Here is an 11,298-nt window from a genome sequence, read left to right as displayed (position 1 = left end):
CCGGCGGGCTCGGGCGCGCCGGCCGGCGCGGCGTCGACGGCCGTGGTGGTCCTCGTGGTCCTGGCGGCCGTGGCGGTCTCCGCCGGACCGGTGGCCGCGGCCGGTCCCGCCGGACCGGTGGCCGCGGCCGGTCCCGTGGGGCCGGTGGCCGCGTCCTGTGCCATCGTCGTCATGCCTCCACCCTGCCGCTCTCCGCAGCCTGTTGCCAGGTAGTGGTTCTACCAGGATAAGAAGACTCTGGTACCAGCCTGAGGGCGGGAGAACCCTGGAGGACGTGACCGAAACCGGAACTCTCACGACCACCGTCCGCGCGTCCGCCGCGCCACCCGCCCTCAGCGGCCTCGGACTCTTCACCGTGCTGCTCGGCGCCGCCCTTCCGCTGATCGACTTCTTCATCGTCAACGTCGCCCTGCCGACCATCGGGCACGATCTGCGCGCGAGCGAGTCCGTCCTGGAACTCGTCGTCGCCGGCTACGGACTCGCGTACGCCGTCCTCCTCGTCCTCGGTGGCCGCCTCGGCGACCTCTTCGGGCGCCGCCGCTTCTTCCTCGCCGGCATGGCCGCCTTCGGCCTGACCTCCCTCGCGTGCGGGCTCGCCCCCAGCGCGTGGACGCTGGTCGCCGCCCGGGTCGCCCAGGGCGCCGCCGCCGCGGCGATGCTCCCGCAGGTCCTCGCCACCATCCAGGCCGCCACCGCCGGACCCCGCCGCGCCAAGGCGATGGGCCTCTACGGTGCCACCGCCGGCCTGTCCATGGTCGCCGGACAGATCCTCGGCGGGGTCCTGGTCGCCGCCGACATCGCCGGCAGCGGCTGGCGCGCCGTCTTCCTGGTGAACGTGCCCGTCGTACTCCTCGGCCTCGTCCTCGCCGCCCGCGCCGTCCCCGAGACCCGCTCCCGCAACCCCGAGCCCGTCGACGCCCCCGGCACCGTCCTGCTCGCCGTCGCCCTGCTGGCGCTGCTGGCCCCCCTCACCGAGGGCCGCGCCGCCGGCTGGCCGCTGTGGACCTGGCTCTCGCTCGCCCTGTTCCCGGTCGCGGCCACCGCCTTCTACCTCGTCGAACGCCGCGCCGACCGGCAGGGCCGCACCCCGCTCGTGCCGCCCAGCCTGTTCGAGCTGACGTCACTGCGCCGCGCCCTGATCATGATCGTGCCGTTCGGCATCGGATTCAGCGGCTTCATGTTCGTCATCGCGGTCGCCCTGCAACAGGGCGAGGGCCTCGGCCCCGTGCCCGCCGGGCTCGCCCTCGCCCCGCTGGCCGCCGTCTTCTTCGTCACCTCACTGTGCGGCCCCCGCCTGATCGTCCGCTACGGCACCCGCGTCGTCACCGCCGGCGGCATCCTCCAGGGCATCGGCATCGCTCTCATCGCCCTCGCCGCCTGGCGGTCCTGGCCCGCTCTCGGGGTCTGGCACATGCTGCCCGGGGCGGCCGTCGCCGGAGCCGGACAGGCGCTCCAGCTCCCGGTCCTCATCCGGATCGTGCTCTCCGACGTGCCCGCCGCCCGCGCCGGCGTCGGCAGCGGCGTGATGGCCACCACCCAGCAGGCCTCCTTCGCCATCGGTGTCGCCACCCTCGGCACCCTCTTCCTGTCCCTCACCCCCGCCCACGGCATGCGCGACGCCCTGGTCACGACCCTCCTCGTCCAGCTCGCCGGCATCGCCCTCACCATCGCCCTCAGCCTGCGGCTCCCCCGCACGATCACCTGACGGCGGACGCCCGCCCCGGCCACCGCGGCACACGGCACCCGCACGCCCCCGCCAACCCCCCTCCGGCCACCGGCACATGCGCCCGTCATGCCGTCAACTACCCATTACCCAGGGGCTGTTGACACTCCCCGCACGCCATGTCGTACTGAGTCGCACCGATGTCGAACGGACCGCGCCCGGCGACCGCCCGGCCGCCCGCCCCCGTCGACCGCTCCGTGAGCCGAGGAGGCCCCGTGGCCCAGACCGAGATCCGCACCCCGGACCAGAGGCCCGCCACGGGCACCGCCGGAACCGGACACTGAACTACCCCACACCCGCCGACGTCACCCGCACCGCCCGGGCCCTCGCCGCCCGGCACCCCGACAAGTGCCGGCTCACCACGATCGGCCACTCCCGCCGCGGCACCCCCCTCAGGATGCTCAGCGTCGGAAGAGGCCCACGGCACGCCCTCGTGGTCGCGGGCGCCCACCCCAACGAATACGTCGGCGGGGGCACCCTCCTCACGCTGGCCCACCGGGCCCTGGCCGGCGCACACCCCGGAACCGTCTGGCACCTCGTGCTGTGCCTCGACCCCGACGGCGCCCGCCTCAACGAAGGCGGCCACCACGCCGTAACCCTCATCGACCATTACCGGCACTTCTTCCGCCCCGCCCCCGACGAGCAGCCCGAATGGGCCCCCGCCCTCCCCCGCCCCCGCGTCCTGCCGGAGAGCCGCGCCCTGCTCGACGTCATCCGCCGCATCCGCCCCTACGTGCAGATCTCCCTCCACAGCACGGACATCGGCGGCACCTTCGCCCAGCTCACCCGGGACGTACCCGGCCTCGGCCGCACCCTCACGGCCTCCGCCGACCGCCTCGGCATCCCCGTCGAGAACGCCCCCCTCGACGCACTCCACTGGCCCACCACCACCCCCGGCGTCTTCGTCCTCCCGCCGCCCGGCGCCCCCGAACGCCCCGCCGCCTTCCCCGAGGACGCCCACCGCTCCACCTGGCTCGCCCCGCACGCCCACGGAGGCGTCACCGCCGTCATCGAGGTCCCCGTCTGGGCCGCCCCCCGCTTCGCCGACCTCACCCCCGACCCCGCCCCCGAACAGCGCCTGCGGCACTGGGCCCAACGCCTGCGCGCCCACACGCACACCGCCCGCGCCCACTACGAACGCGCCCGCCCCCATCTGCCGCCGCCCGGCCCCGACCCCGCCTTCAGCATGCGCCGCGCCGTCACCGAGACCCTCCGCGTCTGCGGACCGCTCGCCGACGACTGGGACCCCGGCCACCCCGCCCACACCCCGCTGCCCGGCCTCACCCGCGCCCGCACCGCCAGCATCGAGGGCTTCGCCCGCCGCACCCCGCTCCGGGCCGCCGCCATGCTCCTGCGCCTGCTCGAAGAACACGCCCCCGGCTCCGCCACCGCACCCCAACGCGCCGAACTGGAAGCCCTCATCACACGCTGGTGCGCCGCCTACTCCGCGAGTTTCAGCGCCACCTGGGTCCCCGTGGACCGGCAGATAGAACACCAGGTCAACGTCACCACCGCCGCCGTCGAAGCCGCCGAGGGCCACCTCGCCCCCTCCTGAACCACCCCCGGCCGAGGACGCCCGCCGCCGAACTCACCGCCCGGCAGCCCCCGTTGATCTTCCCGATGCTGCACACTCCTAGCGCAGACGAAACGGCCAACCAGGAGGTGTCATGCTCCAGATCAACCAGAGCAAGGTGAACCGCTGGGACCAGCACGGCCGCGAGCACACCGTCCACGTCCAGCGCACCGGCGTCCAGCGCACCATCCGCTGCGACACCTGCGGCTGGCGCAAGAACGCCCAGTTCCTCCCCTGGCTCAAGGCCGAGGAACACCTCGCCGAGGCCCACCAGGCGACCGTCGACCCCACGGAACACTGAAAACCCCGGCGAGCCCACCCCGCCGGGGTCCACACCAACACTCCCGGGCGACATGGGCCGTCCCGGGCGACACCGGCCGTCTCGGACGACATCGGCCGTCTTGAGCTACATCGGCCGACCCGGGCGACACCGGCCGTCTCGGACGACATCGGCCGTCTTGAGCTACATCGGCCGTCCCGGGCGAAGAACCGTCAGTCCATCCGGCGCCGCAGACCACGCAGCAGCAGCCGGACCACCGCCACGAACTCCGCCTCGATACCCGGCTGCTCCCACTCCCCCGCGTACGCCGGATCATGGAAACGGCCCGTCGCGTCGAACACCGCACGCGCCGTCGCCGCCGAATCACCGTCCACCGACGAGAAATCGCCCTCCTGGACACCCCGGAACACGATCTGCGTCAACTGCTCCACCAGCTCCGCGACATGCTCCTCCACCACCGCGCTCGCCTCACCGAGCAGCACCGTGTAGGTCGCGAACAGCTCCGGATCGTCGCCCGCCTTGTGCCTCTTCGCCGTGAACAGCGCGCCCAGCCATGCCTCCAGAGCCACCGGAGCCGGATGCGCCGCCGAGCCCGCGATCTCCGCCAGCATCGCCGACGTGCGGTCCAGCCACCGCTTCGTGACCGCCTCCCGCAGCGCCGCCTTCGTGCGGAAATGACGGTAGACACTGCCATGACTGACACCGAGCGCACGCGCCACGTCGACCACGGTGGCCTTCGCCGGGCCGTGGCGACGCAGCACCTCCTCGGTCGCCTCGAGGATGCGCTCGGCCGTCAGTGCTTCGCTGGTCGCTGCCATGACGAAGACCGTACCTGCCGGTACTGTCAGCGCTCGCTGTCGAGGTGTGCCATCTGCGCCGCCGGATAGCGGTCACCCGCCGCAGCGCCCACCGGCACCGCCTCCTCGATCGCCGCCAGGTCCGTCTCGTCCAGCGTCACGTCCAGCGCCCCGAGCGCCTCCGCGAGCCGCTCCCCGGTCCGGGCGCCGACCAGCGGCACGATGTCCTCGCCCCGCGACAGCACCCACGCGATGGCGATCTGCGCGACACTCACGCCCTTCTGCTCGGCGATCTTCCGCAACGCGTCCACGAGCGCCAGGTTGTGACGCAGGTTGTCCCCCTGGAAACGGGGGCTCATGGCCCGGAAGTCGTTCGCGGCCAACCGCCGGTCCGCCGTGAAGTGCCCCGAGATCAGCCCGCGCGACAGCACCCCGTACGCCGTGATCCCGATCCCCAGCTCCCGCGTCGCCGCCAGGATCTCGCCCTCGACGCCCCGCGAGATCAGCGAGTACTCGATCTGCAGATCCGAGATCGGCGCCGTCGCCGCCGCACGCCGCACCGAGTCCGCGCCGGCCTCGCTCAGCCCGATGTGCCGCACATGCCCGGCCTCCACCAGCTCCGCGACCGCGCCGACGGTTTCCTCGATGGGAATTACGGGATCGACCCGGGCGAGCCGGTACACATCGATATGATCGACGCCGAGACGCTGCAAGGAGTAGGCCGCGAAGTTCTTCACCGCCGCGGGCCGACCGTCATACCCCGACCACCCGCCATCCGGATCCCGCAACGCCCCGAACTTCACGCTCGTCAGCGCCCGTTCACGCGACGCCGAGGACGCCGAACGCAGCGCCTCCCCGATCAGCATCTCGTTGTGACCCATACCGTAGAAGTCGCCTGTGTCCAGCAGCGTCACCCCCGCTTCCAGAGCGGCGTGGATGGTCGCGATCGACTCGGCCCGGTCCGCGTCGCCGTAGAGCGCGGACATGCCCATGCAGCCGAGGCCGAGGGCGGAGACCTGGGGGCCGGTGGTTCCTAGGGAGCGGGTTTGCATGAGAACTCCTTGGTGGTCCGTGGAGGGATTCCGCTCCTCCACTTTGACATGACAGCTGACAGATTTCAATATCTGTCATTCGTTATCTGTCATCTGTCAGTCCACATCTGTCAGCCACCCCCAAACCCTGGTCCAGACCTATTGACGAATGGTCTGGACCGCGCGAATGTCATGCCTACGACACCTCACCGCACCCCCCACCGGGAGGCCTCGCATGATTCGCCGTACGTTCCGGCTGCTCGCCGTCGCTCTGGCCGCTGCCGTTCTCACCCCGTTGTCGGTCGCCGGTGCGCCGAGCGCCGCCGCGGCCGACACCTGCGCCGTGAAGTCCCGTCCCGCCGGCAAGGTTCTCCAGGGGTATTGGGAGAACTGGGACGGCTCGTCCAATGGTGTGCATCCGCCCTTCGGCTGGACGCCGATCACCGATTCCCGGATAGGCCAGCACGGCTACAACGTGCTCAACGCCGCGTTCCCGGTGATCCGTTCGGACGGGACGGCGCTTTGGGAGGACGGGATGGACACGGGCGTGAAGGTCGCGACGCCCGCGGAGATGTGCGCGGCCAAGGCGTCGGGGCAGACCATTCTGCTGTCGATCGGCGGTGCGGCGGCGGGGATCGATCTGAGTTCGTCGGCGGTGGCCGACCGTTTCGTGGCGACGATCGTGCCGATTCTGAAGAAGTACAACTTCGACGGGATCGACATCGACATCGAGACGGGGCTGAGCGGCAGCGGGAACATCGGCCAGTTGTCGCCGTCCCAGGCGAACCTGATCCGGATCATCGACGGGGTGCTGGCGCAGATGCCGTCCGGCTTCGGTCTGACGATGGCGCCGGAGACGGCGTATGTGACCGGTGGCAGCGTCACGTACGGGTCGATCTGGGGCGCGTATCTGCCGATCGTGAAGAAGTACGCGGACAACGGCCGGCTGTGGTGGCTGAACATGCAGTACTACAACGGGAGCATGTACGGGTGTGCCGGTGACTCGTACGCGGCGGGGACCGTCGAGGGGTTCACGGCGCAGACGGACTGCCTGGACAAGGGGCTCGTGGTGCAGGGGACGACGGTCAGGGTTCCCTATGACAAGCAGGTGCCGGGGCTGCCCGCCCAGTCGGGTGCGGGCGGCGGCTACATGGCGCCGGGTCTGGTGTCGCAGGCGTGGCAGCACTACGGGGGCAGCCTGAAGGGGCTGATGACCTGGTCGGTGAACTGGGACGGTTCGAAGAACTGGACGTTCGGCGACAACGTGAAGGCGTTGCAGGGCCGTTGAGCCGGCCGGCCCGCGCCCCCGCCGGGGTGCGGGTGATCCTGCCGGGGTGCCGGTGGTCCTGCCGGGGTGCCGGTGGTCCTGCCGGGGTGCCAGTGGTCCTGCCGGCATGACGAAGCCCCCGGTTCCCTCGCGGGAGCCGGGGGCTTCGTCGTGCCTGGTGGGTGCTGCCTGGCGGGTGGGTCAGCAGCCGATGAGGCGGGCGGCGAGGTAGCCCTCGATCTGGTCGAGGGAGACGCGCTCCTGCTTCATGGAGTCGCGCTCGCGCACGGTGACGGCGTTGTCGTCGAGGGTGTCGAAGTCGACGGTGACGCAGAAGGGGGTGCCGATCTCGTCCTGGCGGCGGTAGCGGCGGCCGATGGCGCCGGCGTCGTCGAATTCGATGTTCCAGTGCTGGCGCAGCGCGGTGGCGAGGCCCTTGGCCTTGGGGGAGAGTTCCGGGTTGCGGGAGAGCGGCAGGACGGCGACCTTGACGGGGGACAGTCGGGGGTCGAGGCGCAGGACCGTGCGCTTTTCCATCTTGCCCTTGGCGTTGGGTGCCTCGTCCTCGATGTAGGCGTCGAGGAGGAAGGCGAGCATCGCGCGGCCGACGCCGGCGGCGGGCTCGATGACGTAGGGGGTCCAGCGTTCGCCGGCCTCCTGGTCGAAGTAGGAGAGGTCCTGGCCGGAGGCCTTGGAGTGGGCCGAGAGGTCGTAGTCGGTGCGGTTGGCGACGCCTTCCAGCTCGCCCCATTCGTTGCCGCCGAACTGGAAGCGGTACTCGATGTCGGCGGTGCGCTTGGAGTAGTGGGAGAGCTTCTCCTGGGCGTGCTCGTACCAGCGCATGTTCTCTTCGCGGAGGCCGAGGCCGGTGTACCAGTTCCAGCGTTCCTGCATCCAGTACTCCTGCCACTTCTCGTCCTCGCCCGGCTTGACGAAGAACTCCATCTCCATCTGCTCGAACTCGCGGGTGCGGAAGATGAAGTTGCCGGGGGTGATCTCGTTGCGGAAGGACTTGCCCATCTGGGCGATGCCGAAGGGGGGCTTGCGGCGGGAGGTGGTCTGCACCTGGGCGAAGTTGGTGAAGATGCCCTGGGCGGTCTCGGGGCGCAGGTAGGCGACGGAGCCGCTGTCCTGGGTGGGGCCGAGGTGGGTGGAGAGCAGGCCGGAGAACTGCTTGGGCTCGGTGAACATGCCCTTGTTGCCGCAGTTGGGGCAGTTGATGTCGGCGAGGCCGTTCTCGGGGAGGCGGCCGTGCTTGGCCTCGTAGGCCTCTTCGAGGTGGTCGGCGCGGTAGCGCTTGTGGCAGGAGGTGCACTCGGTGAGGGGGTCGGAGAAGGTGGCGACGTGGCCCGAGGCGACCCAGGTCTCGGTGGCCAGGATCACCGACGAGTCGATGCCGACGACGTCCTCACGCGAGGTGACCATGTAGCGCCACCACTGGCGCTTGATGTTCTCCTTGAGTTCGACGCCGAGCGGGCCGTAGTCCCAGGCGGCACGCTGTCCGCCGTAGATCTCACTACTGGGGAAAACGAAGCCACGGCGCTTGCTCAGGCTGACGATGGTCTCGATCTTGTCGGCGGCCACGGTGCTCTCTTCATTACGAACGGACGGCAGCGAATGCTTCAGGTTACCGGCGTGGCCCACCTCTGTATCAAATCGGTTCGCCAAGTGGGCGGCTCGCGGGGGGTTACATCCGCTTGATGTGCGTTTTCGGCGCGTTTCCGGAGGGTGGGCGGGTGCCTCCCGAGGGTGGGTGGGCGGTTCCCAAGGGTGTGCGGGTGCTTCCCGACGGTGTGCGGGTGCTTCCCGAGGGTGGGTGGGCGCGTGCGTGGGGTGGGTGCCGTTGCCTTCGGAGGGTGGGCGGGCGGCGGGCTATTGACAATCGTTTCCAGTTTTGTTGAAAATGACTGTCATGAACGTACGACGACGCCTCATATCCGGGTCCGCTGTCCTCGCGGCCACCGCGCTCGGTCTCGGCACCCTCTCCGCCTGCTCGGATTCGGCCACGGCCGACGGCAAGAGCGGGGGGAAGCTCGACGTGGTGGCGTCGTTCTACCCGCTCCAGTACCTGGCCGAGGAGATCGGCGGGTCGCATGTGAGCGTGACGAACCTGACCCAGCCCGGTCAGGAGCCGCACGACCTGGAGATCAGCGCCCGGCAGACCGCGCGGCTCCAGGAGGCGGACGCCGTCCTCTACCTGAAGAACCTCCAGCCGGCCGTCGATGACGCGGTGGCGCAGTCGGAGATCGGCACGAAGATCGACGCGGCCTCGCTGACGACGCTGGAGAAGCACGGCAACGAGGTCGGCGGTCACGCGGCCGAGCACGATCACAGCGCCGGCGAGGAGGCGGGCGGGGACGATCCGCACATCTGGCTGGACCCGGTGCGGTTCGGCCAGGTGGCGGAGGGCGTCGCGAAGGGCCTGGAGAAGGCCGATCCGAAGCACGCCGGGGACTACGCGAAGAACATGGCGGCGCTGCGGACGAAGTTCGCGGCGCTCGACAAGGACTTCCGTGACGGTCTGGCGCACACGGACACGAAGACGTTCATCACGACGCACGCGGCGTTCGGCTATCTCGCGGAGCGGTACGGGCTGACGGAGGAGGCCATCAACGGCCTGGACCCGGAGGCGGAGCCGAGCGCGAAGCGGGTGCGGGGCCTGGAGTCGATGGCGAAGGCGGACGGCGTGACGACGGTGTTCTACGAGACGCTCGTCAGCGACAAGACGGCGCGCACGATCGCGCGGGACGCGGGGCTGCGCACGGACGTCCTCGATCCGATCGAGGGGATCACCGGAAAGTCGAGGGGCGACGACTACATGCAGGTCATGCGGTCGAACCTGAAGGCGCTCCAGAAGGCTCTGGGCGCGAAGTGACCACGCGTGCGGACGCGGACAGGGAGTCCGCGGAATCCGCGGAGAGGGGCGAGGCGGGCGTGGCCGAGGCCGTGGTGTCGCTGCGCGGGGTGCGGGCCGAGCTGGGCTCGCGTCCGGTGCTGCGGGGTGTGGATCTGACGGTGCGGCGCGGTGAGGTGGTCGCGCTGCTGGGGGCGAACGGCTCGGGCAAGTCGACGGCGGTGCGCACGGTCATCGGGCAGGTTCCGGTGAGCGCCGGGCAGATAGAGATCTTCGGTGTGCCGCGGCGGCGGTTCGGTGACTGGCGGCGGGTGGGCTACGTGCCGCAGCGGACCACCGCGGCGGGCGGGGTGCCCGCGACGGTCACGGAGGTCGTGGCGTCGGGCCGGCTGTCGCGGGCGCGTTTCGGTGTGCTGCGCAAGGCCGACCACGCGGCGGTGCGGCGGGCGCTGGAGCTGGTGGGGATGGCGGACCGGGCGAAGGACTCGGTGAACGCGCTGTCCGGGGGCCAGCATCAGCGGGTGCTGATCGCGCGGGCGCTGGCGTGCGAGCCGGAGCTGCTGATCATGGACGAGCCGATGGCGGGAGTGGACCTTGCGAGCCAGGAGGTCTTGGCGGCGACACTGCGTGACCAGGTGGCACAGGGCGCGTCGGTGCTGCTGGTGCTGCACGAGCTGGGACCGCTGGAGCCGTTGATCGACCGCGCGGTGGTGCTGCGGGACGGGTGTGTGCTGCACGACGGTCCGCCGCCCCGGGCGGTGGGCCAGCACGCGCTGCCCGGTCATGACCATGTACATCCGCACGCGGCGCACGACGCGGGGCTGATCCGGACGGGGTTGCTGAGCTGATGGAGTTCCTGGACTACGCGTTCATGCAGCGGGCGCTGCTCGCGGCGGTGCTGGTGGGGATCACGGCGCCGGCTGTCGGCATCTATCTGGTGCAGCGGCGTCAGGCGTTGATGGGTGACGGTATCGGCCATGTGGCGATGACGGGTGTGGGGCTCGGTTTCCTGCTGTCGTGGTCGCCGGTGTGGATGGCGACGGCGGTGTCGGTGCTGGGCGCGGTGCTGATGGAGCTGATCCGCTGGTACGGCAGGACGCGCGGGGACATCGCGCTGGCGATGCTGTTCTACGGCGGTATGGCGGGCGGGGTGATGTTCATCAACCTCGCGCCGGGTGGTTCGAACGCCAACCTGACGTCGTATCTGTTCGGTTCGCTGTCGACGGTGAGTGCCTCGGACGTGACGGCGATCTGTGTGCTGGCGGCGTTCGTGGTGCTGGTGACGCTGGGGCTGCGGCGGCAGTTGTTCGCGGTGAGCCAGGACGAGGAGTTCGCCCGGGTGACGGGGCTGCCGGTGCGGGCGCTGAACCTGCTGACGGCGGTGACGGCGGCGGTGACGGTGACCGTCGCGATGCGTGTGGTGGGTCTGTTGCTGGTGAGCGCGCTGATGGTGGTGCCGGTGGCGGCGGCGCAGCAGTTGAGCCGGAGTTTCGCGGCGACGTTCGCGATCGCGGTGGCGATCGGGGTGAGCGTGACGATCGGCGGCACGGTGACGTCGTACTACCAGGATGTTCCGCCGGGGGCGACGATCGTGCTGCTGACGATCGGGGCGTTCATCGCGTTGACGGCGCTGGCCACTCCGGTGGCCCGGCGGCGGGCCAGGGCGGCTGCGGCGGCGCGGTCGGCCGGGGACCCGGTGGAGTGCGCGATTCCGGCCTCGCGGGGTCCGGAGGACACGGTCGGCGTCTGACCGGGTACGGCCCGGACTGGCAC

10 protein-coding genes are annotated in these 11,298 nt (G+C 70.8%); 7 read left to right on the top strand and 3 right to left on the bottom strand.

The annotated features are described in order from the left end of the window. Window positions 1-274 precede the first annotated feature (274 nt). The 3 genes from AB0912_RS33100 (at window position 275) to AB0912_RS33090 (ending at window position 3,597) form a co-directional block, all read left to right on the top strand. Entirely contained in the window at window positions 275-1,705 is a 1,431-nt protein-coding gene (locus AB0912_RS33100) for an MFS transporter (protein WP_366706483.1), read from the top strand. Between the two features lie 76 nt (window positions 1,706-1,781). After that, a complete protein-coding gene (locus AB0912_RS33095) occupies window positions 1,782-3,278 on the top strand; it encodes a M14 family zinc carboxypeptidase (protein ID WP_366706481.1) in 1,497 nt (498 codons plus the stop codon). 112 nt (window positions 3,279-3,390) lie between these two features. Then, the gene (locus AB0912_RS33090; protein ID WP_366706479.1) at window positions 3,391-3,597 is read left to right on the top strand and encodes a hypothetical protein; all 207 of its coding nucleotides are present in this window, start codon (window positions 3,391-3,393) and stop codon (window positions 3,595-3,597) included. A 191-nt stretch (window positions 3,598-3,788) separates the two neighbouring features. Here the strand turns inward: AB0912_RS33090 and AB0912_RS33085 are convergent, their stop codons facing one another. Next, entirely contained in the window at window positions 3,789-4,394 is a 606-nt protein-coding gene (locus AB0912_RS33085) for a TetR/AcrR family transcriptional regulator (RefSeq protein ID WP_366706477.1), read from the bottom strand. A 26-nt stretch (window positions 4,395-4,420) separates the two neighbouring features. Beyond that, complete coding sequence (locus tag AB0912_RS33080; RefSeq protein WP_366706475.1) at window positions 4,421-5,425, bottom strand: aldo/keto reductase; 1,005 nt, start codon at window positions 5,423-5,425, stop codon at window positions 4,421-4,423. Between the two features lie 214 nt (window positions 5,426-5,639). Here AB0912_RS33080 and AB0912_RS33075 point away from each other — a divergent pair, with 214 nt between their 5' ends. After that, complete coding sequence (locus tag AB0912_RS33075; protein WP_366706473.1) at window positions 5,640-6,692, top strand: chitinase; 1,053 nt, start codon at window positions 5,640-5,642, stop codon at window positions 6,690-6,692. Window positions 6,693-6,872: 180 nt separating this feature from the next. Here the strand turns inward: AB0912_RS33075 and AB0912_RS33070 are convergent, their stop codons facing one another. Next, on the bottom strand, window positions 6,873-8,255 hold the full coding sequence (locus AB0912_RS33070; protein WP_366706471.1) for a glycine--tRNA ligase: 1,383 nt from the start codon (window positions 8,253-8,255) through the stop codon (window positions 6,873-6,875). Window positions 8,256-8,583: 328 nt separating this feature from the next. Between AB0912_RS33070 and AB0912_RS33065 the strand changes: the two genes are divergently transcribed. From AB0912_RS33065 to AB0912_RS33055, 3 genes are read left to right on the top strand one after another with little or no spacing between them, the layout of a single operon-like run. Then, window positions 8,584-9,546, top strand: a complete 963-nt coding sequence (locus AB0912_RS33065) for a metal ABC transporter substrate-binding protein (protein WP_366706469.1) — start codon at window positions 8,584-8,586, stop codon at window positions 9,544-9,546. 59 nt (window positions 9,547-9,605) lie between these two features. Beyond that, a complete protein-coding gene (locus AB0912_RS33060; protein WP_366706489.1) occupies window positions 9,606-10,373 on the top strand; it encodes a metal ABC transporter ATP-binding protein in 768 nt (255 codons plus the stop codon). Beyond that, window positions 10,373-11,275, top strand: coding sequence for a metal ABC transporter permease (locus AB0912_RS33055; RefSeq protein ID WP_366706467.1), 903 nt, complete (start codon window positions 10,373-10,375; stop codon window positions 11,273-11,275). The genes AB0912_RS33060 and AB0912_RS33055 overlap by 1 nt, the downstream gene beginning before the upstream one ends. Window positions 11,276-11,298 lie beyond the last annotated feature (23 nt).

Source organism: Streptomyces sp. NPDC007084 (genome assembly GCF_040703595.1).
In the GTDB taxonomy this organism is placed as follows: domain Bacteria; phylum Actinomycetota; class Actinomycetes; order Streptomycetales; family Streptomycetaceae; genus Streptomyces.
This window is presented reverse-complemented; position numbering and strand designations above follow the sequence as displayed.